Source organism: Fulvivirga ligni (assembly GCF_021389935.1).
Lineage (GTDB): Bacteria > Bacteroidota > Bacteroidia > Cytophagales > Cyclobacteriaceae > Fulvivirga > Fulvivirga ligni.
In genome coordinates this window covers 4,688,473-4,712,880 of record NZ_CP089979.1, presented here as the reverse complement: position 1 = coordinate 4,712,880, position 24,408 = coordinate 4,688,473, and the positions used below count along the sequence as shown (strand labels likewise).

26 protein-coding genes are annotated in these 24,408 nt (G+C 37.8%); 13 read left to right on the top strand and 13 right to left on the bottom strand.

Going from position 1 to position 24,408, the window contains the following annotated elements:
- Position 1 precedes the first annotated feature (1 nt).
- Both LVD16_RS19580 and LVD16_RS19575 read left to right on the top strand, forming a co-directional pair.
- Positions 2-1,024, top strand: coding sequence for a DUF6268 family outer membrane beta-barrel protein (locus LVD16_RS19580; protein ID WP_233769981.1), 1,023 nt, complete (start codon positions 2-4; stop codon positions 1,022-1,024).
- Between the two features lie 10 nt (positions 1,025-1,034).
- On the top strand, positions 1,035-1,211 hold the full coding sequence (locus tag LVD16_RS19575; RefSeq protein WP_233769980.1) for an NADH-quinone oxidoreductase subunit J: 177 nt from the start codon (positions 1,035-1,037) through the stop codon (positions 1,209-1,211).
- An 80-nt stretch (positions 1,212-1,291) separates the two neighbouring features.
- Here the strand turns inward: LVD16_RS19575 and LVD16_RS19570 are convergent, their stop codons facing one another.
- Positions 1,292-2,929 carry an AsmA family protein gene (locus tag LVD16_RS19570; RefSeq protein WP_233769979.1) on the bottom strand — a complete coding sequence of 546 codons (1,638 nt, stop codon included), beginning with the start codon at positions 2,927-2,929 and terminating at the stop codon, positions 1,292-1,294.
- 120 nt (positions 2,930-3,049) lie between these two features.
- Here LVD16_RS19570 and LVD16_RS19565 point away from each other — a divergent pair, with 120 nt between their 5' ends.
- Positions 3,050-4,102: an endonuclease/exonuclease/phosphatase family protein gene (locus tag LVD16_RS19565; RefSeq protein WP_233769978.1), complete on the top strand. Its 1,053-nt coding sequence runs from the start codon at positions 3,050-3,052 to the stop codon at positions 4,100-4,102.
- Here LVD16_RS19565 and LVD16_RS19560 read toward each other — a convergent pair whose 3' ends face one another.
- The gene (locus tag LVD16_RS19560) at positions 4,103-4,588 is read right to left on the bottom strand and encodes a hypothetical protein (protein ID WP_233769977.1); all 486 of its coding nucleotides are present in this window, start codon (positions 4,586-4,588) and stop codon (positions 4,103-4,105) included.
- Between the two features lie 10 nt (positions 4,589-4,598).
- Positions 4,599-4,751, bottom strand: a complete 153-nt coding sequence (locus tag LVD16_RS19555; RefSeq protein WP_233769976.1) for a lmo0937 family membrane protein — start codon at positions 4,749-4,751, stop codon at positions 4,599-4,601.
- A gap of 426 nt (positions 4,752-5,177) precedes the next feature.
- On the opposite strand from LVD16_RS19555, the gene LVD16_RS19550 reads away from it, so the two are divergent.
- The gene (locus LVD16_RS19550; protein WP_233769975.1) at positions 5,178-5,552 is read left to right on the top strand and encodes a response regulator; all 375 of its coding nucleotides are present in this window, start codon (positions 5,178-5,180) and stop codon (positions 5,550-5,552) included.
- A gap of 35 nt (positions 5,553-5,587) precedes the next feature.
- Complete coding sequence (locus tag LVD16_RS19545; RefSeq protein WP_233769974.1) at positions 5,588-6,979, top strand: sigma-54-dependent transcriptional regulator; 1,392 nt, start codon at positions 5,588-5,590, stop codon at positions 6,977-6,979.
- A gap of 130 nt (positions 6,980-7,109) precedes the next feature.
- Here the strand turns inward: LVD16_RS19545 and LVD16_RS19540 are convergent, their stop codons facing one another.
- A complete protein-coding gene (locus tag LVD16_RS19540; protein ID WP_233769973.1) occupies positions 7,110-7,514 on the bottom strand; it encodes a porin family protein in 405 nt (134 codons plus the stop codon).
- 265 nt (positions 7,515-7,779) lie between these two features.
- Here LVD16_RS19540 and LVD16_RS19535 point away from each other — a divergent pair, with 265 nt between their 5' ends.
- The 6 genes from LVD16_RS19535 (at position 7,780) to LVD16_RS19510 (ending at position 15,954) form a co-directional block, all read left to right on the top strand.
- Positions 7,780-10,890, top strand: coding sequence for a CHASE3 domain-containing protein (locus tag LVD16_RS19535; protein WP_233769972.1), 3,111 nt, complete (start codon positions 7,780-7,782; stop codon positions 10,888-10,890).
- Positions 10,883-11,332, top strand: coding sequence for a response regulator (locus LVD16_RS19530; RefSeq protein ID WP_233769971.1), 450 nt, complete (start codon positions 10,883-10,885; stop codon positions 11,330-11,332). Before LVD16_RS19535 ends, LVD16_RS19530 begins: the two co-directional genes overlap by 8 nt.
- Before the next feature lie 17 nt (positions 11,333-11,349).
- The gene (locus tag LVD16_RS19525; RefSeq protein WP_233769970.1) at positions 11,350-12,822 is read left to right on the top strand and encodes a hybrid sensor histidine kinase/response regulator; all 1,473 of its coding nucleotides are present in this window, start codon (positions 11,350-11,352) and stop codon (positions 12,820-12,822) included.
- Positions 12,823-12,873: 51 nt separating this feature from the next.
- Entirely contained in the window at positions 12,874-14,241 is a 1,368-nt protein-coding gene (locus tag LVD16_RS19520) for an NAD-dependent succinate-semialdehyde dehydrogenase (protein ID WP_233769969.1), read from the top strand.
- Positions 14,242-14,497: 256 nt separating this feature from the next.
- Positions 14,498-14,989, top strand: coding sequence for a phosphatase PAP2 family protein (locus LVD16_RS19515; RefSeq protein WP_233769968.1), 492 nt, complete (start codon positions 14,498-14,500; stop codon positions 14,987-14,989).
- A 131-nt stretch (positions 14,990-15,120) separates the two neighbouring features.
- A complete protein-coding gene (locus LVD16_RS19510; protein ID WP_233769967.1) occupies positions 15,121-15,954 on the top strand; it encodes a phosphatase PAP2 family protein in 834 nt (277 codons plus the stop codon).
- 70 nt (positions 15,955-16,024) lie between these two features.
- Here LVD16_RS19510 and LVD16_RS19505 read toward each other — a convergent pair whose 3' ends face one another.
- Together LVD16_RS19505 and LVD16_RS19500 are read right to left on the bottom strand one after the other, a co-directional pair.
- Positions 16,025-16,273: a DUF7218 family protein gene (locus LVD16_RS19505; RefSeq protein WP_233769966.1), complete on the bottom strand. Its 249-nt coding sequence runs from the start codon at positions 16,271-16,273 to the stop codon at positions 16,025-16,027.
- 59 nt (positions 16,274-16,332) lie between these two features.
- On the bottom strand, positions 16,333-17,130 hold the full coding sequence (locus LVD16_RS19500) for an XRE family transcriptional regulator (RefSeq protein ID WP_233769965.1): 798 nt from the start codon (positions 17,128-17,130) through the stop codon (positions 16,333-16,335).
- Positions 17,131-17,271: 141 nt separating this feature from the next.
- Here LVD16_RS19500 and LVD16_RS19495 point away from each other — a divergent pair, with 141 nt between their 5' ends.
- A complete protein-coding gene (locus LVD16_RS19495; protein ID WP_233769964.1) occupies positions 17,272-17,688 on the top strand; it encodes a response regulator in 417 nt (138 codons plus the stop codon).
- On the opposite strand, the gene LVD16_RS19490 is transcribed toward LVD16_RS19495, so the two are convergent.
- The 3 genes from LVD16_RS19490 to apaG all read right to left on the bottom strand — a co-directional run bounded on the left by LVD16_RS19490 (position 17,685) and on the right by apaG (position 20,139).
- Positions 17,685-18,899 carry a hypothetical protein gene (locus LVD16_RS19490; RefSeq protein WP_233769963.1) on the bottom strand — a complete coding sequence of 405 codons (1,215 nt, stop codon included), beginning with the start codon at positions 18,897-18,899 and terminating at the stop codon, positions 17,685-17,687. The two genes, LVD16_RS19495 and LVD16_RS19490, sit on opposite strands and share 4 nt — an antisense overlap.
- A gap of 70 nt (positions 18,900-18,969) precedes the next feature.
- Positions 18,970-19,752 carry an O-methyltransferase gene (locus LVD16_RS19485; RefSeq protein ID WP_233769962.1) on the bottom strand — a complete coding sequence of 261 codons (783 nt, stop codon included), beginning with the start codon at positions 19,750-19,752 and terminating at the stop codon, positions 18,970-18,972.
- Entirely contained in the window at positions 19,753-20,139 is a 387-nt protein-coding gene (apaG, locus tag LVD16_RS19480; protein ID WP_233769961.1) for a Co2+/Mg2+ efflux facilitator ApaG/CorD, read from the bottom strand.
- Positions 20,140-20,222: 83 nt separating this feature from the next.
- Here apaG and ung point away from each other — a divergent pair, with 83 nt between their 5' ends.
- Positions 20,223-20,885 carry a uracil-DNA glycosylase gene (ung, locus tag LVD16_RS19475; RefSeq protein ID WP_233769960.1) on the top strand — a complete coding sequence of 221 codons (663 nt, stop codon included), beginning with the start codon at positions 20,223-20,225 and terminating at the stop codon, positions 20,883-20,885.
- Between the two features lie 91 nt (positions 20,886-20,976).
- On the opposite strand, the gene lepB is transcribed toward ung, so the two are convergent.
- The 4 genes from lepB to LVD16_RS19455 all read right to left on the bottom strand — a co-directional run bounded on the left by lepB (position 20,977) and on the right by LVD16_RS19455 (position 24,393).
- Positions 20,977-22,089 (bottom strand): signal peptidase I, encoded by a 1,113-nt coding sequence (gene lepB, locus LVD16_RS19470; RefSeq protein ID WP_233769959.1) that lies wholly within the window; start codon positions 22,087-22,089, stop codon positions 20,977-20,979.
- A gap of 77 nt (positions 22,090-22,166) precedes the next feature.
- Positions 22,167-22,883 carry a 4-hydroxy-tetrahydrodipicolinate reductase gene (dapB, locus tag LVD16_RS19465; protein WP_233769958.1) on the bottom strand — a complete coding sequence of 239 codons (717 nt, stop codon included), beginning with the start codon at positions 22,881-22,883 and terminating at the stop codon, positions 22,167-22,169.
- Position 22,884: 1 nt separating this feature from the next.
- Positions 22,885-23,490 carry a DUF5683 domain-containing protein gene (locus LVD16_RS19460; protein ID WP_233769957.1) on the bottom strand — a complete coding sequence of 202 codons (606 nt, stop codon included), beginning with the start codon at positions 23,488-23,490 and terminating at the stop codon, positions 22,885-22,887.
- Entirely contained in the window at positions 23,491-24,393 is a 903-nt protein-coding gene (locus LVD16_RS19455) for a ParB/RepB/Spo0J family partition protein (RefSeq protein WP_233769956.1), read from the bottom strand.
- Positions 24,394-24,408 lie beyond the last annotated feature (15 nt).

Below are 24,408 nucleotides of genomic sequence, written 5' to 3'. Positions count from 1 at the left end.
TATGAGAAAATTAGCATTGTTGTTTTTGTGCACATTAGTGTATGTAAACGCTTCAGCACAGCAGGAGGATGATGACGATAAAGAAGATTGGCCATCTCCCAGTGTAACTAATATGATGCCCAGAGGTATTCTGTTTAGCTATTCGCCGGTAATAGGTTACGACCTTGAAAGTAAAAGTAATTTAGATGGCTTGGGAGATGCTGAAACTACAGTGTCTCAATTAAACAGAATACTTTTTAAAATTAAAATCCCCATCATTTTAAGAGATAGAACCAATTTCATTGTAGGTTTTGATTACGCCCAAAATGAATATGAGTTTAAGGGAGATGATTACAAGGATTATGCTTTGTACAGAGCATTGGAAGAAAAGGATTTACGTTCCAGAGAGATCAAATTCTACTATAACCACGCGCTTGATAAAAAACATTATATCTACATAAGGACCTCTACCGCTTTTAATGGAGATCTGGGAAAGAAAGATATTCCTATATATGAGTTTGCTAACTACTCTTTGGCCGCAGTTTACGGATGGCAAAAGAATGAAAACAACTCTTACGGAATAGGACTTTACCTAAGCTATGATCTTGGTCAGCCGGGTATTTATCCTGTCTTTGTTTGGAATAAAACCTGGAACGAAAAATGGGGCTTTGAATCTAAAATACCGGCTAACTTCCATGTCCGCTATAACCCAAATGAAAAGTCTCGATTTTTCTTGGGATATGAGGTGCAAGGTGCCAGTTATAACATAGCGCTAGAAGAAGAGCAGCTAGCCAGATTTAACGATTTGCAGCTTAGAAGATCAGATATTCTGCCCTCAATAAGCTATGAAAGAGCGCTTTATGATTTCATCTGGATCGGTGTATCAGCCGGCTATAGAATTAACTACAGATTTGACATCTCAGAGGATAACTCATTTAATAATAACAATGTCATTGAGAACACAGTGCAGCCAGGACCATATTTTGACTTCACAATATTCTTAACACCGACTAAGACATTAAAAAATCTATTTTTAGACGAATAAATAACAGATTATGGAATTTTCAGGAATAGCAATAATTATATTATACGTAGCCATATCAGTAGTAGTACTGTTTGGTATTATGTTTATCATTAGAAGAAAGAGAGATAAAGATGCCGGAAGGCATAAGTCTAACAAAGTGACAGATATTAAGGCTGAGGAACGCAAGGGCGTTCAGAAGGAGTATTAAATATCTGCTGATAAACAAAGAAGGCTGAATCAAGTGATTGATTCAGCCTTCTTTGTTTATACCCTTTTCTAAGTCAGCGATTAGTTAATATCAATTCTCTCTTCAGGAGCTTCTATTCCAGTGCTGGATCTAAAGCCGGTGAGTAGTGACTTCCACCAATAGTTGAGGATAGATTTCTTTTTATCTCTCTCAAATTCTATTTTACCTACTCTGAATTTGCCATCGTCCTTCATGTTATTGGTTTTCACCACAAAGGTGTTAGCTATAAAGGTCTTTATGCTTTCTCCCAGGCCTTCACTAGTATGATTTTCTTTATCTAAGGTGCTGATTTTGAGGCCTTCGTATTCAAAATACATCTCACCATCAGATTTGTTATTATTATAAGTGAAATTGAAGTCCAAATGATGAAGTTGCCCTTCTTTAATTCTGGTAAAACCTACGTACTCCAGCATAGGGTTGAACTGAGTTAAATCCATGGCTCCCAAGCTGCCCTTGGCAGCATAGGTAGGCCCTTGATTGTTAAGAGGGAAAGTAAAGGAGGCTTTTAAAAGTCCTTGTCCCATGATTTTACACTGCGCGTCCATATAGGCCGTGTGCTTTACAGAATCCAGAAATAAACTATCTGTATTAGCAAAATTATAGAAGCTGGCGTATAGATTATTAAAAGAAACATGGCCGGGGCCATAAGCCTGCTTTACAAACTCCTGATATTCTATGTTCGCTTTCTTTACCATAATAGTATCTATTCTAATCTTAGTAGTGAGTGACGCCAGAGTCTCCTTTAATAATTTAGTATTCGGTTTTTCAGGGAAACGTAATCTTTTATCCCTGAATATCAGGGCTGTAAGGTCATTGATAGTTATAGAGCCTATATGGTATGATGTGTCATTAATAGCCTTTTTGAAGTCTATATTTTTGAAGTTAATAGAAGGAATGGATACATCCATCCAATCAATTTCATACCCTACTTCTCTGCCCAGTTTAAACTTCTCATAATTAGAAGCTATATCTATGGAGTCTAAGGTTAAGCTTTTCTTATCTAAGCGCACTTCCGCCTTTTGTAATTTATACTTATATATACTGTCAGGAGTGAAGGTGATGTTTGAAAAAACAATGTCTGATTCATCTATATCAAAGTACTTATAGGTATGTGCTTCTGTAGAATCAGTATAAAGTTTGGTCATGTTTATTTTGAAATCTGCAGTAAGCAGCGTGGCACTTGCACTGGTATCAGCATTAATGATTTTTATAGTTCCGTCTGATATGTCGAAATGTTTAATTTTAATGTATGGCAAGCCAGCAGGCGGTTTGCTTTTGATGCTATCTTGCTTGTTTTGAGTCCTTTGAGTTATTATGATTTCTGGAGACTGAATCTTGAAATCATTAATTGATATTTTCTTATTGAGTAGATAAGAGAATACACCAAAGCCATTGAGCACCAACCTGTCGAACTTAACTTCATAAGTATTAGTACTATCACTTTCCGATTTGATGGAAGCGTTCATAATAGCAAAATGACCTGCACTGATGTCCAGGGTGAAAGAGTCATACTTCAGCTGTAACGGGCTTTGCTCCAGAGAATCTAGCTGCTCAGTTATTTTATTTCTTACATAAGGATTAGCGTATTGCCTGAGGAGGAAGATGCCAATGGCGGCTAATGAAATGATTACCACTGTGGTAATGATCAAAATTTTGCTAGTGCGGTTTTTCTTAGACAAGTTGTGTGAATTTTCTATTATAACTGGAAATTTCGTGCCAGTTAAAAAACCTTAAATTCTGATAACATATTCGGATAGAGTGTGTTAAACGTGGAGATAATTCCTCAAAATAATATCATTGTGAAAATACTAATAACTATTCTGGCAGTAATCACCATAGTCAGCAGCTTTATCAAGCTGATAAAGAAAGATGCATGGTGGATTCGCGTTTTTGATTTCCCTCAAGCTCAGCTGGCTGTATTTGGAATGCTCTCACTATTAGGCACTATTTGGTTCCTTGAGTATGACAAATGGTGGCATTTTGTATTGGTAATAGGACTCACCGCAGCTACGGTTTATGAATGTATTATAGTCTTCCCTTATACCTGGATTGCCAATAAGGAATCGCAAAGGATTACCAGCCCAAAGGAAGGTAGTTCATTAAGTATTATGATGAGCAATGTTTACCAATTTAACGAGGAATATCACAGGTTGGTAGAGGTGGTAAAAGATGTACAGCCAGATGTTCTGATTGCAGTGGAGACTGACATGAAATGGGAAGAGGGAATAAAAGAAATAGATAACTACTATCCTTACACCATTAAGTATCCGCTGGATAATACGTATGGAATTCTTCTGTATTCTAAACTTGAGCTACAATGTTCTGAAATAAAGTTTATGGTAGAAGAAGGAATTCCTTCTATTCATACCTATGTAAAATTAGAGAATGGTCAGATGGTGAAACTCTATGCCATCCATCCGGAACCGCCAAGTCCTACTGAGAATGAAAGATCTACCGAGAGAGATGCTGAATTATACTTGGTAGCTAAGGAAGTGGAGCAAGTAGAAGGTCCCGTAATTGTGGCGGGTGATCTGAATGATGTGGCCTGGTCTCACAGTACCAGAATCTTCCAAAGAATCAGCCGTTTGTTAGACCCAAGAAAGGGTAGAGGGTTCTTTAATACTTTCCATGCTAAGATCCCATTATTAAGATGGCCATTAGACCATGTGTTTCATAGCAATGATTTCAAGCTTCTGGATATCAAAAGATTACCAGGCATTGGTTCAGATCATTTTCCCATGTATATAGAGTTAGCTCATATGCCTGAGTTACCTAGAGATGAGCCATTAGAAGATCCTGCAGATGAGGAAGAAAGAGAAGAAGCGGTAGAAAAAATAAGGGCAGCGCTATAATTAGCGGTGCCCATCAAAGAAGTTAAATTTACAATCGAATTTCATGCATGAATAGATTTCCATGAGGTGTCGCTCAATGGGCGACGTTATTTCAAGGAAAATCACATTCATATTCATGATGATGTTTTTAGCCTTTTTAAGGTTTGGGGTTTGTAACTTCTTATTGGTGTATAACCCATGTGCCTTGGCTAACTCCCAAGCCAAATGCGCCTGGTATTTAGTATATCCTTTTACTTGATAACTGAGTCTGTTGATTACTTTTTCTGACGTCCCTACATATACGATTTCATCGTTTTGAAGAAAAGCATATAGACCTTTAAAGTCAGACATCCGCCCAAGTTTCTTAATGACATTCTTTTCTCCTTGTCCCTGTCCAAATAGTTTTTTAACAGGGAAAGGAGTTTTCATTAATGACTTGATCATTTCAAGTCTCCGGGGTAGGATATCCTGAGCATAATCTTCAAATGAAAGTTCAAAGTTATCCATTGCTAAGGCTTTATATTCGTCTTCCAGATATCAATCTGAAAAGTATAGCGATAACCGCGAATACAAGAAGAATATGTATTAATGATCCCAGGCTAAAGAAGAAAAAGCCTAATAGCCAGCCGATTATCAATATTACTGCGATTATATAGAGTAAGTTGCTCATAGTTAAATAGTTTTATGTTGTTTGCATAAGCATTATGAAAATCTTATGCCATATGAAAAATGGCTATTAGTGCCACTTATAGCCATATGACATGACTAACTGTTGAGAAGTCTCCACCTCCTGTGTGTGGAATTAATTACCCACTTAAATGGAAAGTTAGTATACTTGCCATGGGAAAATCTTTCAAAAAGCACCTTAAAGAGACTATACGCTTTTTGGTATAAAATTTTCAGTAGCGCCAGTAACTAATAAGATAAACCCATGATGATCTTTAATTTCATTATTTCAATAGTCCTGGCATTTACTGTCTTTATAGGAGCAGTATATGTTTTATCTAAGCTAATCTTTAGAAGGGTAAACATGAAAGAGCATTTAGAGAAGGGCAGTGGCGTTCAAGTTTCTTAAACCTTATTAAATAGAGATATTTTGAATAAAGAGCAGATTTTAGTAGTGGATGACGAAGTTGAGATATGCCTGCTTTTGTCAGGAATGCTTAAAAAGCTTGGTTTTCAAACCACCTATGCACACAGCGTACAGGATGGTGCCAAATGTATTCAGCAGTCTAAATATGATTTAGTCTTCCTTGACCTTAACCTACCAGATGGTCTTGGTTTTCACCTCATACCTAAAATTCGAAAAGAAAATCCTGATGCGAAGGTTGTTATAATCAGTGCTTATGACGGTAATATTGAAAGACAGAGAGCGGCCTCAGAAGGTGCTCATTTCTTCATTCCCAAGCCGTTTAATAAGAAAATGATTATCGGCGCACTAGAAGAGTTACACGTATCTTATTCTTCATAAATTTTAAAAATTACTACAGACTTTACACCAAACACATGGAGAAAATACTAATTATAGATGATGATAATGACATTTGTTTACTGCTGAATAGATTTCTTACCAAGAAAAACTATGAAGTAGACTATGTCAATACAGGTGAAGAAGGGATAAGAATACTTAAGAAAAAGACTTTTGACCTGGTTATCAGTGATTACCGTTTGCCTGACGAAGACGGTATCAGCATCTTAAGAAAGATTAAAATTATTAGCCCGGATACTGCGGTGGTGATCATCACAGGTTACTCAGATGTACGTATTGCGGTGCAAACCTTAAAGCATGGTGCATATGATTATGTAACTAAGCCTCTATATCCTGATGAGATTTTAGTTACAGTAAAAGAAGCCATAAAGCAGAAAAAGCATCAAAACAACCATGTAGATACTTCTAAAAGCAACGGCACTAAAAAGGCCGCGCCATTAAAGAAAAAGGCCTTTGTTGCAGGTAAAAGTAGCCAGGCTGAGATAGTGCAAAAGCATATTTCACTGATTGCACCTACAGATATGTCCGTTATTATTACAGGAGAAACCGGTACAGGTAAAGAGTTTGTAGCCAACGAGATTCATAACAAGAGCAAGCGTACTGATAAACCATTTGTGGCTATTGATTGCGGCGCTCTTCCTAAGGAACTTGCTGGTAGTGAGCTGTTTGGTCACATGAAAGGAGCATTTACTGGTGCTTTAGCAGATAAGCCAGGTAGCTTCGAAATAGCTAATGGAGGTACCCTGTTTCTAGATGAAATTGGAAACCTTTCTTATGAAAACCAGATCAAACTTTTAAGGGTTTTACAAGAGAGAAAAATTAAGAGAGTAGGTGGCGTTAAAGATTTAGATATCGACGTAAGGGTAATTGCCGCTACTAACGAAGATCTGAAGGAAGCTGTAAGAAACGGTAAATTTAGAGAAGACCTTTTCCACAGGTTAAACGAATTTAGAATTGAGCTTTCTCCACTAAGAGAAAGAAAACCAGATATACTCGTTTTTGCTCGTCATTTCCTTGATTTAGCTAATAATCAGCTGGAAAAAGAGATTGATGGTTTTGAGCCTGAAGTAGAAGATAAATTAAAGAACTACTACTGGCATGGAAACCTTAGAGAGCTTCAAAATGTGATTAAAAGAGCCGTATTACTTTGCCAATCTGACAAGGTAAGCCTGGAATGTCTGCCATCTGAAATCATTTCACCAGATTATCTATCATCATCATTGGGGGCCATTGAAACCACCAGTCCTGATGTTACTAATTTGAAGTCAGTGTCTGAAAATGCTGAAAGAAATGCGATTATAAGTGTTTTGGAAAAGACCGGTTATAATAAAACAAAGGCAGCAGAGGTATTAAATATTGATAGAAAAACGCTTTATAATAAACTTAAAGCATACGATATCAATATCTAATTACATAAAAAGAAAAGCTATACTCACATCCCAGGTTTTGTTATGGGTAGCACCCAATCGCTCTTGGCTGGCTTCTGTAGTAATAATTTTGCTCAGCCCCTGCGAGTAACCACCTGATAAAATGATGTTTTTATATTGGTAACCTATTCCAAAAGTATAGCCAATATCGGTAGTGTTCAGGTTCTCTGGATATATCCTGAAAGGCATTAGTTCTTTCGTTATATCTCTCAGCCTGAGAACCTACCAGATATGAAAAATAGGCACCACCTCTTATATGAAGAGGTTTAAAAGTATAGCAAAAGGAGATCGGAACAGATATGTAGTTTAGAAATATTTCATAGGTATTAGTTGTAAACCTGTTTTCTATTTTAGCTTCTGTTCCCTTTGTAATGAATAGTAACTCAGGCTGTATATAAATATGATCTGTAAGTTCTATTTGAGAAAGTAGTCCTAGTTGAAAACCCACTCTACTGTATTTATTAGAGCCATTTTCAACAATAAAACTGTTAAAAGTAGGTCCTCCTTTAATACCCATATTTTTTAATTGACCAAATGCTGATATACTGAATGAAAACATGACAAAAATGAGCAGGGATCTTACAAATGCGTTTAAATCATATCTTCGAAAGCATTTAATGGAAGATGTTGTAATGTTTTTCAATCTTAATTCAGGTTATGCTTAAGTCATTGGCCTATCGTACAACTCCTAAAGTATTCATTTTTTACATTAAAAGTAATTTTATTTTAAGTGTGGATGAAAATACACACTTGGGGAATTTTGCATACACACTCAAAACTTTATGAAGTCAATCAAATCTTTTAGAGTAATATTCGGGCTAGTAGTAGCCATAATGTTGCTTATTTCTTACTTCACTTACCAGAGTTTAGACAACATGATTCAGGATGCTGAAGATGTGGCTCATACTAACGTAGTTATGCGTGAGTTAGAGAAGGTAATTTCTGAAGTGAAGGATGCAGAATCATCTCACCGAGGTTATCAGCTTACCAATGACTCTGCTTATCTGGAGCCTTATTTTAATAGCAAGTGGATTGCTTTATCTAAAATTGATTTAGTAGACAGCTTAACTACTGATAATACAACTCAGCAAGGTCGATTAGATTCTTTACGTGTGTTGGTGCAAAATCAATACAGCATTATAGAGCAGATCCTGTATGATATGAGAGATAAGGATCGCTTTGAAGAAAAGGAAAATCAGCTGATAAGCGAAGGAAATAATAACATGAACAAGATCCGTGATCTTGTAGATGATATGTCTGATCTTGAATGGAAGCTTTTAATAAGAAGAACGGATAGACAAGATTATAGTAGCATGATGACTCCGCTGCTCATCTTTATGAGTTTTATCCTGGCCATTATAGCGATAGCCTACCTCTTTACACAATTATATAAAACCTTAAGGATCAAGATTGTAGCGGAAGAAGAGTTGGAGCAAAACCTCAAGCAGATAAGTCAGGAGGTAAATGAGAAAATGCGTGCTAGAGAGTCTTTGAGGAAAGTGCTGGATAGTTCTCCTAACGGCATACTTTTCATGGAAGCAGTAAGAGAGGATGGAAAGATAGTAGACTTTCAGTACGTACTTGGAAACAGAGCGGTGGAAAGGTTATTACAAAAACCTTTAGAAAATATCATTGGCAATAAACTGTTATCTAGCTTCCCAAATTCTAAAAAGTCAGGCTCTTTTGATAGCTACGTTGAAACTATTGAAAAAGGAGTTCCTAATAGCATGGAAATTCTTTACCAGGAAAATGGACGTGAAATCTGGATAGAAGAAAGCTGTGTAAAGCTGGAAGATGGCTGCGTAGTGACCTTGGTAGATACTTCAGTTCATAAAAAAGCGAATAGGATAATAGAAGAAAGTAGGAAGAAGTTTGAAGCTATATTCAATAATACTTTCCAATTCATAAGTTTATTGGATTATAGGGGTGTTCTACTGGAGACAAATGAGGCTATGCTTTCATTTGGCCACTTTAATTCTGAAGATATTTTAGGCAAGAGCCTTTGGGATATTTCCTGGTGGACTAACTCTTCACAAATAAAAGATGATATTAAAACAGGTGTTGAGCGTGCACAACGAGGTGAATTTGTAAGGTACGAGGCTAATATTATTGATGACAAGGGAGAAGAAAAAACTGTAGACTTCTCATTAAAGCCTATTTCAGGAGATGAAGGTGTTAACCTTATCATTTTTGAGGGTAGGGACATCACGGAGTTGAAAGAGGCAGAAGAGGAAAAGTCATTCGTTTCTGACCTTAACCTTACCATAGCTCGTTCAGATAACTTTGATCAGGCAGTAAAGAGCGTTTTTGAGCAGATAAGTGAACGATTTAATATAGATTATGCTGAAGTATGGCTGCCGTATGATGGACAAATGTATTTGTCTGAATTATTCTATGCTACCGAATCGTCATTTGGAGAACTTCACAATAGTAACCTGAGACTAGATGTAAATCGTGGAGAGGGAATGATAGGTAGAGTCATGACCTCTCATGAAATGGAGTTTATTGATGATCTATCTTCTGCTACAGCTGATGAATTTATAAAAGGGCATAATGCCTCTGAATACGGACTTAAAAATGTATTTGCAGTGCCTATTCTGTTTAATAATGAACTTATATTGACAGCAGCTTTCTTTGCCAGAGAGTCATCTGGTAATGCTGAAGATCTGAGAGGTACTATCAGGCAGGTGTCATCATCAATTGGAGCGCTTCTTATTAAGAAGAAAACCCAAGATGATATCGAGAAAAATAATAAGATTCTGGCCAGTGCAGAAGGCATTGCTAACATGGGTAGCTGGGAATGGTATTTACCTAAAAACACCATTAAGTGGTCTACCGGTGTTTATAAGATTTTTGAGAGGTCAGAACAGAAGTTTACACCTACTTACGCCAGTTTCCTTGAAAATCATGTGCATCCAGAGGATATGCAGCAGGTAAAAACCACTATTGAGGAAGCCAAGGCTAACAATACTGGTTATGACATTACCTTCAGGGTTATTTTAGACCATGGTAAAATCAAACATCTAAGGGTGCTAGCTACCTATGAGTTGGATGAGTTAGGTAAGGTGGAAACATTCTATGGAGCTATTCAGGACATCACTCAGCAGAAGAGCTTTGAATATAACCTGCTGATTAAGAATGAGGAACTCTCAAAATCTAATGAGAACCTGGAGCAATTTGCTTATGTGGCTTCTCATGATTTGCAGGAGCCTTTAAGAAAAATCAGAGCCTTTGGTGATCGCCTGGTTTCAAAGTATGAGTCAGTACTTGAAGAAAGAGGAGCAGATTACATTTCCAGAATGCAGGGTGCCGCGGCCAGAATGCAGTCATTAATTGATGATTTACTTAAATATTCAAGAGTTGCCAGAAACCAGGAGCCATTCAAGCAAATAGATCTCAATGAATTGATCGATGATGTGCAGCAAGATATAGAGGCAAGAATAACGGAGACTAACGCCAAAGTGGAGGTAGACAAACTGCCAACCATTGACGGTGATGCCGTGCAGTTAAGACAGCTTTTCCAGAACCTGATAAGTAATGCCATAAAATTTACACCGCCGGAGAGAACACCGCTTGTAGAGGTATCAGCCAATATTATTGGTGGAGGCAAGGTTCAAAAAAAATATAACTTTAATACTGATTCCACTAAACAATTTGCCGAAATAAAGATTAAGGATAATGGAATTGGCTTCGATAAAAAATATTCTGAAAGAATTTTCAATATCTTTGAAAGATTGCACGGTAGGAACGAGTTCCAGGGTACAGGCATTGGCCTGGCTATCTGTCAGAAAGTGGTACAAAATCACAACGGACTGATAATAGCAGATGGAGAAGAGGGGACCGGGGCAATATTTACTATAGTGGTACCTTTAAAAAACAACGAAAATGACTGAGATTGCTAAAGCAATAACCATTTTGATGGCAGACGATGATCCGGATGACAGGATGCTCGCCAAGGAAGCATTAATAGAAAACAGACTTGCTAATGATCTTCATTTTGTAGAAGATGGTGAGGAGCTGTTGGATTTTCTTTACCAAAAAGGAAAGTTTCAGGATGCTCCAAGACCAGGCCTGATTCTGTTAGATCTTAACATGCCCAGAATGGACGGTAGAGAAGCGTTAAAACATATTAAAAATGATGCTGATCTAAAGCGAATTCCTGTAATTGTGCTTACTACCAGCAAAGCTGAAGAAGATATTGTCAGAAGCTATGATTTAGGGGTAAATTCATTTATTTCAAAGCCTGTTACTTTTGATGAATTAGTAGAGGTAACAAAGAGAATAGGAGATTACTGGTTTGGAATAGTAGAACTACCTAAGAATAAAGATAATTAGCAGATAATCAATCTAATATGGTGAAGAATAAAAGCAATGTCATTGATGTATTTCTTATAGATGACGATGAGGATGACTTTATATTAGTTAGAGACTATTTAGACGAACTAAACAGTAAAACTTCCTTTAACATCTATTGGCAGCCAGACTATGACAGTGCCCTCGAGGAAGTATGTTCTAACAGGTTTAACATTTGCCTGGTAGACTATAGACTCGGAGAGAAAAACGGCCTTGAATTTATAAAAAAGGTACGATCCAAAGGCTGTGAAATTCCCCTGATATTACTTACCGGGCAAGGAGATAAAGAAATAGATTATGAGGCCATGAGGCTGGGAGCATCTGATTATCTGGTGAAGAGCGAAATTAATGCTAATTCTCTGGGAAGAAGTATCAGATATGCCATCAACCATTCTCAATCTGTAAAGGAACTCAATGCCAATGAAGCTAAGTATCGCTCACTGTTTGAGCGTTCTGTGGATTCGATTTATATGATCAATAAAGAGCACCTTTTTATTGATGTAAATCAAAGCATGGAAAAGCTTTTAGGATTCACCAAAAGTGAGATTTTACAAAAAACCATAAAAGAAATCTTCGTTAACGAAGAATCTTACCAATATTTCTACGAAATGCTGGCTAAAAATGGCCATGTGAAAGACTTCGAGATCACTCTCGTTCGTAAAGATGGAGATAAAGTAGAATGCCTTGTGAATGGTATAGCCCTTACCGGAGATAACGGTGAAGTGTATGGATATCAAGGGATCATCCATGATCTTACTTTAAGGAAGAGAGCAGAAGAGGATCTATTAGTGGCTGAAAAACTGGCCATGACAGGTCAGATTGCCAGAAGTATGGCTCATGAGGTACGAAACCCATTGACCAACTTGAACCTGGCTTTAGAGCAGCTTAGAGATGAGGTGGAAGAAGTTGATGGAGATGAAACAGGCCTTTATTTCGATATTATCAGGAGAAATGCCGATAGGATAGAACAGCTGATCACAGAGATGTTAAAATCATCCAAGCCTAAGCAGTTAAATCCTGAAGTAGGTAGCTTGAATGATGTCATTGAAGAAACTTTGGCTATTACTGCTGATCGTATTAAGCTAAGAGGAATTAGATTGGTGCGTAAACTTGAGCCACAAATTCCAAAGATATCTTTTGATAAGGAGCAGTTAAAAACAGCGTTCTTAAATATCATAATTAATGCCATTGAAGCCATGGAAGTGGATCACGGTATACTAAAAATAGACACGCATAAAGAAGAAAGCTCTGTAGTGCTGTCTATTGCAGATAATGGTAAAGGTATTCCTGCTACTGAGATTAAGAAATTGTTTGATCCTTTCTTCACTGGTAAAAAAGGTGGAATGGGGTTAGGACTAACCTCTACTCAGAATATCATTAATAGCCACGGTGCTAAAATTGTGGTAGACAGTGAGGTGGGAAAAGGCACCATTTTCAGAATTATTTTTCCATTGCACACATTGGTGGGGTAGCAGGCATAACGTTTGCATCCCATATCACTAACTGACTAAACAGAAAGTAATATGAGTATGCAAGTTATAAATCCCGCTAGTGGGGAAAAGATAAAATCATATCAAGAACATACGGCTGATCAGGCTAGTGCCATTATTGATGATGTGCACGAGGCCTGGAAAAGCTGGAAACAAACCTCATTTAGCCACAGGGCTGAGTGCATGCGAAAGGCTGCGAATGTTCTTAGAGATGAAAAAGAAAAGTGGGGCAAACTCATGACTCAGGAAATGGGTAAGCTCACTAAAGATGGCATTGCCGAGGCTGAAAAATGTGCTTGGGTGTGTGATTATTACGCAGATAATGCGGAGCAATTTCTGCAAAGAGAAATAATAGAAACTGATGCATCAAAAAGCTACGCATCATTTCAACCTATAGGTATAGTACTAGCCGTAATGCCATGGAATTTTCCTTTTTGGCAGGTAATGAGGTTTGCTGCCCCGGCTCTCATGGCAGGTAACGCCGGAATTTTAAAACATGCTTCTAATGTGCCGGGTTGTGCCTTAGCCATTGAAGAAATCTTCCAGAAGGCAGGTTTTCCTGAAAACATCTTCAAAACCTTATTGATAAGTTCCTCCGAGGTAAATGACGTTATCGCTAACGATAAAGTGAGAGCGGTAACACTCACAGGAAGTACTCCTGCAGGCAAATCCGTAGCGGCAAAAGCAGGAGAAATGCTAAAGAAAACTGTACTTGAACTAGGTGGTAGCGATCCATACGTGGTTTTAGCAGATGCCGACCTTGAAAATGCAGCAGAAGTTTGCGTAACCAGCCGCCTGATAAATGGCGGACAAAGCTGTATTTCTGCTAAAAGGTTTATCGTAGAAAGTGCTGTGAAAGAGCAGTTTGAAAGCCTGGTAGTAGATAAAATGAAGGCCAAGAAAATGGGTGACCCATCAGAAGAAAGCACAGACCTTGGGCCAATGGCTAGAGAAGACCTTAGAGATGAATTACATAAGCAGGTATGCGATAGTGTAGATGCTGGTGCAAAATGCCTTACAGGAGGTGATATACCGTCAGAAGGAGGCGCTTACTATCCGGCTACAGTACTTACTAATGTGAAGCCCGGAATGCCCGCTTATGACGAGGAGTTGTTTGGACCAGTGGCCTCGATTATAGAAGCTAAAGATGAAGCAGATGCAATTAGAATTGCCAATGATTCAGAGTTTGGCCTCGGAGCGGCTGTTTTTACAAAAGACAAAGCGAAAGGAGAGAGGATCGCTGAAACTGAATTGGAAGCTGGTTGTTGTTTTGTAAACACCTTTGTAAAGTCAGACCCTAGATTGCCATTTGGAGGCATTAAAGATAGTGGCTACGGCAGAGAGCTCGGACCTTACGGAATAAAGGAATTTGTAAACATTAAAACCGTCTATGTTCAATGAGGATGAATCTGAGAATCATCTTTTCTTCAATAATATTTGTAATAGCATTTCAAAATACCTGGGCACAGACTGATAGTGTCCAGGTCACCAAAAAAAGTGGCACAAAACCAATTTTGTTAAAGTAGCGGGTGTCCCAATTGGCCTTACTGCTTTAGGTCTTTATGCCGCATCAGATCAGGCCATCTTCAGTAGATATGATGCTAAGAACGTAGTGGATGACGGCTTCCCCGACTTTAGCTCTAATTTGGACGACTTTATGCGCTATGCGCCGCCAGCCACTGTGTATGGCCTGGACTTGCTCGGAGTTAAAAGTAAACATTCATTTCGAGATAGAACGTTTATTTTCGTAAAGGCCAACGTATTGGCTTTAGCAATAGCCTTTCCTTTAAAAGGACTTACTAAAGTCCGTAGACCTGATGATAGTAATTCAGCTTCATTCCCTTCTATTCATACTACTCAAGCTTTTGTGGGAGCTACGTTTATGCATAAAGAGCTGGGCTACAAGAGTGTTTGGTATTCAATAGGTGGATATACAGTGGCTACCGCTACTGGTGTTTACAGAATATTGAACAACAAACATTGGCTTTCTGATGTACTTGTTGGCGCGGCAGTGGGTATATTCTCTACTAATCTGGTGTATCTTACTCATCACTATAAAGGACGCAAGGAGAAGAAATTCTCATCGGTATTTGCTCCGTCTATTTATAAAGGTAGTTATGGGATGTCTTGCACCATTTTTATACACTAATGAGGAGTATCATACACAACGATGATAATGAATATTATTAGAATACTTGTTGTAAGCCTTATTAAGTAAGGCTTAAGGCGTATTGGTACGGTTTTTTAGTCTTTTCCTTAAAAAAAAACTAAATAATACCAATGCAAAGAACAATTTTACTATTTCTACTATCCATATTTATTCTTATTCAACCAACCCAAGCCCAAAGAACAGAAGAAGACTCTCCCTATGAAGTAATCGAAGCACTTGAGATACCGCTGGCAATAGTCGGAGCTGGCTCTACAGCCTATGGGTTTTATCTGCTCAACCAAAAATCTGGATCTGACTCGCTTACCATTGCTAACCTTAATATCAATGAAGACGTCATCAAGTTTAATAGGCACGGAGAACCGAGATATAGCGAAAAAGCCAGTAAGCAAAGTGATCTCCTGTTTTATGGATCATTTCCAATACCATTTTTAATGCTTCTTGACAAGAATATCAGAAGAGACGCCGGTCGTATAAGCATCATGTATGTAGAAGCGCTAGGTCTTACAGGTACAATCTATTCTATGACCGCCTCACACGTAGATAAATACAGACCTTTGGCCTATTCACCCGACGCCCCTATGAGCGAGCGGATGTCTAGCAAAGCCAAGAACTCATTTTATGGAGGTCACCCCACTATTACCGCTACATCATTATTCTTTGTGGCTAAGGTAGTGTCTGATTATTACCCTGATAGAAAAGGATTACATTGGGTGCTTTATACTGCCGCAAGTGTGGCTACTTTGGGTAATGCCTATTTGAGGTATAGGGCGGGAAAACACTTTTTAACTGATCTTATGATAGGTATTCCGATCGGTACACTAAACGGTATATTGGTGCCACAAATTCATAAAGTGAAAAATGTGAATATGGATAAGATCAATAAGCTATCATGGAAAGTATTTACAGGTCAAGCTCATGGAATATCACTGGCATATAAGCTGTAATACCTAACTTCTAGATTTATAATTATAAGTAAAAACAAGAAAGGTGCACCATCTGGTGCACCTTTCTTGTTTAGTTATTTCTTAGGGCTTTTATAAGCTCCTCCTTGTTCATTGTACTTCTTCCTTCAATACCTATTTTTCTGGCCTGTTTCATCAGGTCTTCCTTAGTTCTCTCTTCGTAGGGTTTAGCTTTTCCTCCTTTTTCACCGGAGTTTTCAGTGTTGGCTATTCGAGCAGCTTTTTGCTTGCTCATACCTTGCTTTCGAAGCTCTTCGTATTGTTCGTCGTTCTTAATTGACGGTCCATGATCTTTGCTCATAATTCTGTGTTTTGGTAATCAGAATAATACATCAAAAGATCATGCCATTCGGAAGGTATTTATTTTATGTCAGTTAACTTTTTTACTTCGTTCTTCAGAGTTTCCAGATTGTTTTCGAGCTTTTCTATTCTCTTAGCATCCACTAAGCCAGATTCTACGAACACAGAGGTGATTTTAGCCTCTATTTTCCATATTTCTGATACTTTCTTATCTTGAATGCTATAGGTTTTGAATTTGCTGTTATCACTCTTTAGTATGAAAAGGCTTTTATCATTTTCATAAAAATAAACCCTCTTAGCAGCTATTCCATCTGATGTTACTATTACGCATAGCGTTCCGTTCTCAATTCTGGTAGGATCTTCCACATGTGAGCAGATAACTATCTCTCTAGGGTAGATAGTTGGGATCATACTTTCTCCCTCAATCTCAAATAGACGATAGTTGCCATTTTGATATCCCGGAATCTTATAAACATCTAGTGTCTTGAGGTACTCAGGGTTATTATAACCACCTATATAGCCTGCGTGGGCTTCTTCTTTTACCAGTGGTATAATGCTATCACCTTCATGAACTAGCTCAATTGATACTTTTTCATTTCGCCTGTCTGCCGTTGCGTCATCTTCATCCTCCTCTTGCTGAAAAATATCTCCATTGCCGTTAACCAGCCAGTTGCAATTAACGTTTAACTCATTACTGATACTTCTTAGGGTATCTAGCGAAATCTGAGATTTACCATTCTCTATTTGAGATAAGGCGCCTTGAGAAATATTGATTCTTTCAGCAAACTTTACCTGCGACATTTGCAATAACTCACGTAACATAGTTACCCTTTCAGGCTGAAATTTGCTTTCTCTCATAGAATATTACTTATGTAATAGTAAAAAATCATTATTAACGTTGTAATAGTACTATCAATTTAATATATTGCTTGATGATTATCTAACCTTAGGCAACATTGTTTTTAAAAAACTTAATAACCTGCCTTAAACCACTGATAAATGGTAAACCTTACATCCCTAATTATTGCAGAGGATGATGCGGACGATAGATTGCTCATTGAGGATGCCATGAATGATAATGACATTCCCAGTGATTGCATCGAGTTCGTTGACGACGGTGACAAACTTATAGAGAAGCTGGCGGAGTTTAAAGATAAACCTGTTATAGTTTTCCTTGATTTGAATATGCCGCGTAAGGATGGCAGACAAGCCTTAAAAGAAATAAAGGAAGAGGATCAATTCAAGCACATTCCGATCATAATCTTTTCAACATCATCTAACGAGGAGGATATTAAAACATCATATAAGCATGGTGTGAATACCTACTTTACAAAGCCTTCAAAGTACAGTGAGTTGGTAGAAATTATAGCCACAGTAAAATCTTACTGGTGGGATAAAGCCTCTTACATCTGCTAATCATCACTATTTAAAAGCTGATAAAAGCTTTCAGCAAGTACTTCTATATTCTTAAGTCTCTGGTTGAATATTTCAATGTGTTTTTGACCATATTCGGCATAAATCTCCTCAGGGTATACTGAAAAGGCTTTGCTAATAATAGTAGGGGTGAGCTGCTCTTTAATCTGTCGTGCCTGATATAGGAAATCATCTTGACTCACTGAAGATAATATCTTCAAGTCAAGCTCTTTAGAATTCTTCATGAGACCTGAAACGTCGTCATATTCAGGGTTATATGACTGGAATTTGTGGTTTATGGCTAGGGCAAGATGATTCAGAATGCCATCATCAAATTTATAAAAGGCCATATCTCTATCCATGGGGATTGGCTTAGCCATATTTCCTGTTTTAGTTTTGATAAACGCCCAGGCCCATTGTCCGCTATGTCGGTCCCAATCACTTACCAGCATATCAAAAAGACGGCATTTGAGGTAGTTCTGTTTATCTATATTAATGGAAGACTGCTGCCAGGCTGCAATCATTTCATCAGTGTCTACTATTTTATAGGCTGTTTCAAAAGTGGGCTTATTGATCCATTCATCACCAGGCTCTTCTTCAATAATCACAGCCCGCCCTGAGAGGTGAATGAGAAAATCATTATGCCAGGTACTATCATAAGGAACAAAATACATTTTTGGACTTGTATGAAGCAAGCCCAAAGCATTCTCTAGTTGAGCGGTAATAATAGCACCAAATGGGTTCAAGGCACTGGCCTGATCTCTAAACATAGGCCTGGCTAAGGAATATTGCATAATAGGAGGGAGTGCCTTGCTCTGATCTTTATTTACAGACCTAATGGTGTAAGCTAACCCGCTTTTACTATTCACATCCGCACTGGTGGTTTGCTGTCCGCCTCCAAGTTTTTGGTAGGTCAATCCGCCTTCAAATTTCGCCAAATCTAACACTGGTAATGAAATGGGCGTGTGCCACATTTTTCTGTAATGTATACCTAGAAACGTTTCGGCAAACTTACTTCTATCGTAAAAGTCTGATATGCTAGTGGTTATGCTATCTCCTAAGCGATGAAGTTGATAAGATTCTCTGGCCTGCTCAAGTCGTGCTTCATTAGAAAAAGCTTTTTCCTCTCGAGAGTTAAAAACATTGGGAACAATAAATACAACAATTAAAAGTATGATAATGAAGAGGGCGAAGCCTCTAATTCCTTTTCTCATTTGCGCGGTCCGAATAGTATTAAATTAGTTCACATATATTAACACGCATAGGAGCCATATGTTATTGTCATTAATACTCTAAAATATAATGCTGTGGCTTTAGGCCAGTCTTAAAAAATACTAGTCCGAACTGGAAGATATCGATACTTAACGTCACACCTTTAGCCATCTTAATCTCATTCCATGCTGCTTCCATTTCTTTAGACCAATGAATGTCATCAAAAATAATACAGCTACCTTCGTGTATATGTGATTTTAAAACCTCGAAGTACTGAAGAGTAGGGGTATAGCTGTGATTAGCATCTATAAATGCCATGTCAATAGGCTCAGATATGGCGCCGGTTAAAGTCTGGTCAATATTACCAGTAATCAGATCGATATTCGTGGCTTTTTCTTGCTTGAAGATGTCGAGAGCGTAATTGCTTAACGCCTTATCACCTTCCAGTGTAATTACTTTTCCTTCAGTAGCCTTGCTTAAATAAAGCGTATTAAGCCCGATAGAAGTACCCAGCTCAAGGATGTTATTGGCCTTTAAATGTTTAATAAGGCGATATAGGAGTTTAGAATATTTTGGCTTGGTAGTGCCGTTAGTGGCAATCTGAGAAATACTCCTCACGTTACTCTTTGCCACTTGAGATCCTGATCCAAAATCAGTGACCTTAATTTGTTCTGAACTCTTTTTACAGGTTTTCCTTAAATGCTTTAATTGATCAAAGTCCTTATACTTTTCTTTATTTAGAAAAACATTGCTATAAAGATCAAAAATAAAAGGTGGTTGTAAAGAGTGCTTGCCTTCTGCTTTAAGCCAATAATCCAGGTAGCTAAAAACCTGGTGCAACTTATTTGAATTCAATTAATTCAGTTTAAACGGCGCTATCATATGAAACTCAGGTATCGCTACTTCGAACCTATGGCCATCTACAATTCTCTCCATAATGAACACACCCCACATCTTACCAATGCCGGATTTAAGATTACATCCAGAAACATATTGATGATACTGGGTAGGCTCCATGATCGGTTGCTGACCTACTACGCCTTCTCCTTCTACTTCTCTGTTTTTATAACCAGCATCGCTAATGTGCCAATGTCTGCTCAGTAGTTGAATGGTGTTATCATTCTGATTTTCAATGGTTACCCGGTAAGTAAAAACATAATGATACTGACTGGGACTTGAGTATCCGGGCTGATATTCAGCTTCCACGCTCACCTTTATTCCTTTAGTAATTTCTGTAACCATAAGACCCAATTTTATAAAAATTAAACGTATCGGTAATATAAGAAGTTTTAAATTTAAAACTCTAATGAAAATTTTTGAAAAGAATGAATGTAAAAATTGCCGATTCATGGAAAAATAAGTTGAGCCAGGAGTTTGATAAACCTTATTTCCTTGAATTAGTGGAATTTGTGAAGAAAGAATATCAACAACACACGGTATATCCACCTGGTAAAGAGATTTTTAATGCCTTTGATCACTGTAGCTTTGAAGATACACGAGTGGTAATAATAGGTCAGGATCCGTATCATGGACTTGGACAAGCCAATGGTCTTTGTTTCTCAGTAAGAGATGGGATACGCAAACCTCCTTCACTGGTAAATATCTTTAAAGAGATCAATGCAGAAACAGGTAAGCCTATACCGGATTCAGGTAATTTAGAAAGATGGGCCGAGCAAGGTGTATTACTTCTGAATGCTACGCTTACAGTTAGGGCAAATACTGCTGGTTCTCATCAAAATAAAGGTTGGGAAGAGTTTACTGATGCTGTAATCAAAACGGTGTCAGAGGAGAAAGATGGGGTAGTGTTCTTACTTTGGGGTTCGTATGCCCAAAATAAGGGCAGCATTATAGATGAAAATAAACACTGCGTTTTAAAATCAGCGCACCCTTCACCATTTGCAGCGCACAGAGGTTTTTTTGGAAATGAACATTTCAATAAAACCAATGAATACCTTCAGGCTAAAGGCAAGCGGGTAATTAACTGGTGATAAAAATGGTGATAAAAAAAAGGCTGGCTCAAAAGTAGTTTCAAACTGAATTCTACTTTTGAGCCAGCCTCTTTTTTATCTTTTTTATTGATTACTCAATCAAATTGAAGAATCTGCTCCATCTGATTTTGCTAAAGAAGCTCTTATTAGGATCTAATGATAACCAAATAAAGAAACCTTTACCTACTATGTGGTCTTCTGGTACAAAACCCCAGTACCTAGAGTCAAGGGAGTTATGTCGGTTATCTCCCATCATAAAGTAGTAGTTTTGATTAAAGGTATATTTAGTCACTTCTTTACCGTCAATAAACAGTTTCCCGTATTCTATTTTAGCGTCGTCATTATGATCATAGAGAGTTATAGCATCTCCATAGATAAGAAGATTTTTCTTGTTGATATCAATAGTCTGACCTTCTGCAGGTATCTGAATAGGACCATACCAGTCTCCGTTCCAAGGGAATAGCTCCTCGTTCTTAGGGAAAATTTGGGAATTCCATTCGCCTTTTTGTTGAGGGTTAAATTCAGAGATATCAGTGATGAAGTTAAGTTTTTGTAAAGCATCTACCTGATCATTAGTCAAGTACATGAGGTATGAGCTATTGTTACCTTGATTAGATAAATCCAGATTATATTCTTCTGCAATTCGTTCACTTATGCCATTTTTAGACTGTACAATGTAATCGTACTGCATTTCTTCTGGGTTATCCAGTGGCTTATCATTTACTATTACCTGTTTGTTTTCAATTTTCAGCACATCTCCAGGTAAACCCACACATCGCTTAATGTAGTTGGTTTTTAAATCTACAGGGTAATCAATGCCATCATTAAGTGAAATGGGGGGCACATTAAATACAACTACATCACTTCTTTTTACGTGGCTAATGCCCGGAAGTCGATATTGTGGAAGCTGAATAGCATCAGAATATGAAGGGATGTCAGTACCCCATATCTTCTGATGGGTAAGAGGAACCTGAAGCGGTGTGGCCGGAGTTCGGGTACCGTAGTGGAACTTGCTCACAAATAGGAAATCTCCTACAAGTAATGATTTTTCCATAGATGGGGTAGGAATAGTAAAGGCTTCCATAAATAACCATCTGATAAGGGTAGCTGCAATTACAGCGAAAACAATAGCATCAAACCATTCCCTGGCTTTGGTTTTCTTCTTTTTCTCTTCTTGTTTCTTTTGCCAGAATTTCCAGTTCATTCTCGTATGTATTTTATTCTTCTGCTCTTAATAGTGCCTTGAGCAACTAGTTTATTACAGAATAGTTGAATTCTTTTTTAAATATCCAGGAAGTCATCCATTGAAAGGACTCCTTCTTTACCTTGTATCCACTCAGAAACCAATACCGCTCCCAGTGCAAATCCTTCTCTTGAATGAGCAGTATGCTTTATTTCAATGTCATCGATGGGAGAGGAGTACTTCACAGTATGAGTACCAGGTACTTTATCTTTTCTTAGTGCTGTGATATGAAGCTCACTATCATTTTCACTAGGATCTATAGTCCAGGCTTTTTTGTTTTGATTGTTATCTAAAATACCTTCAGCTATAGAGATGGCAGTACCGCTTGGAACGTCTTTCTTTTCAGTATGGTGTATTTCTTCAATGGAAATATCATACTCTTTATACTGCTCCATAAGTTCCGCGAGGTATTCATTCACTTTAAAGAATACGTTTACTCCTATACTGTAATTAGAAGCATAAAAGAAGGCCCCCTTATTGCTTTCACATAGGCGCTCTATCTCAGGTTTTTGCTCTAGCCATCCTGTAGTTCCGGATATGGCAGGTATACCATTTTCCATGCAGTATTCCAGGTTGTCATACGCTGCATCTGGCTGACTGAACTCTATGGCTACATCTGTATTGCTACCATTAAAGTCCTCAAGGTCAGCTAAATTATCATCGTTTATCTTTCCTACTATCTCGTGGCCACGCTTTAAAGCTATTGCTTCAATAGCCTTACCCATTTTACCATAGCCTAATAAAAGAATTTTCATTTTAGAATTTAAATTTTAAGGATATTCCTGCATTGTTACCAATGTAGGGAGAGTTTTCAAAAGATGGCTCTATTGAAACTTTTAATTCAGGATTAAGGTCAAACTCTTTAAGATGTGCATCTATATGAGCATCTGCTATTTGTAGCAAATATAGCACTCCCGTCATAATAAGGTAGAAGTCTCTCTCTCTTCTTGTTTTATCAATATTACTTCTCACATTGGTTTCACTACCATATTTGGAGTTGTAATTAGAATCATTGAGTATTTTAAATAGCTCTTCTCTCTGCTGCTTGTATAAGTTATCATAAAAGTTCACAGCATAGCCCAAGCCAATAAAACCACCATAAACGAATGGTAGTTTCCAATATTTTTTGTTGTAAATCTGACCAGCTCCTGGTAGTACGGCGGCATAGAGGGAGGCTTTTCTAGGTACGAACTTATGAGCGTAGGTTTCTATTTCCTCTATCTCTACGTTTTCGTTGCCTTCAATAAGCTCTATGGGGCCTTCAGTGTGGGTGGTATCTCTCATCTGGGAAGGTGGTGTAAGCTGTGCATGTGCAGCACTTCCCAGACAAGTGATTAATATTATTAAAAGGACATTTTTCATTTATACTTCTAAAATATCCAAGATGCGGTTTAAATCATCTATGGATAAGAAAGGTATTTTTATTTCTCCTTTTTTACCATCTGATTTAACCTGCACCTTGGTGCCAAAATGAGATGTTAATTTGGACTGAAGCTGAACAATTTCCTTGCCATTTTCAGGTTCCTCTTTAGGAGCTTTTTCTTTTTGCGCGCTGTTTAAAGACTGTCTTACCAGCTCTTCCACTTTTCTTACAGAAAGATCTTCAGCAATGATCTTTTTAAAGATATCAAGCTGTAAATCAACATTTTCTATAGTGATAAGTGCTCTGGCATGTCCCATAGAGATTTTTTTATCTCTTAAGGCTGCCTGAATATCTGGTGGAAGTTTAAGAAGACGAAGGTAGTTATTTACAGTGGTTCTGTTTTTTCCTACTCTGTCACCTAACTCTTCCTGCTTTAATTCACATTCACTCAATAGCCTTTGATAACTCAAAGCTATCTCTATAGCATTAAGGTTTTCACGCTGAATGTTTTCAATAAGTGCCATTTCCAGCATCTGCTGATCATCAGCAGTTCTGATATAGGCCGGCACTTTTTCGAGTCCAGCTAATTTAGAGGCTTGAAATCTTCTCTCACCACTTATTAGCTGATATTTATCGGCAGAAAGCTTTCTAACCGTAATAGGCTGAATGATGCCTTGTACTTTTATAGAGTCAGAAAGTTCCTGTAATGCTGTCTGATCAAAATGGGTTCTTGGCTGAAATGGGTTGGTTTCTATATGCTCAACCTTTATTTCATTAATAGAACCTACGTTAGAAGGTGCTTCAAATTGCTTCTCCGTACTCTCTCTGGCAGGAGAATCTTCCAATAATGCTCCTAGTCCTCTCCCTAATGCGTTTCTTTTTTTCATTGGTTTCTTTGCCATACCCGATCCTAATTA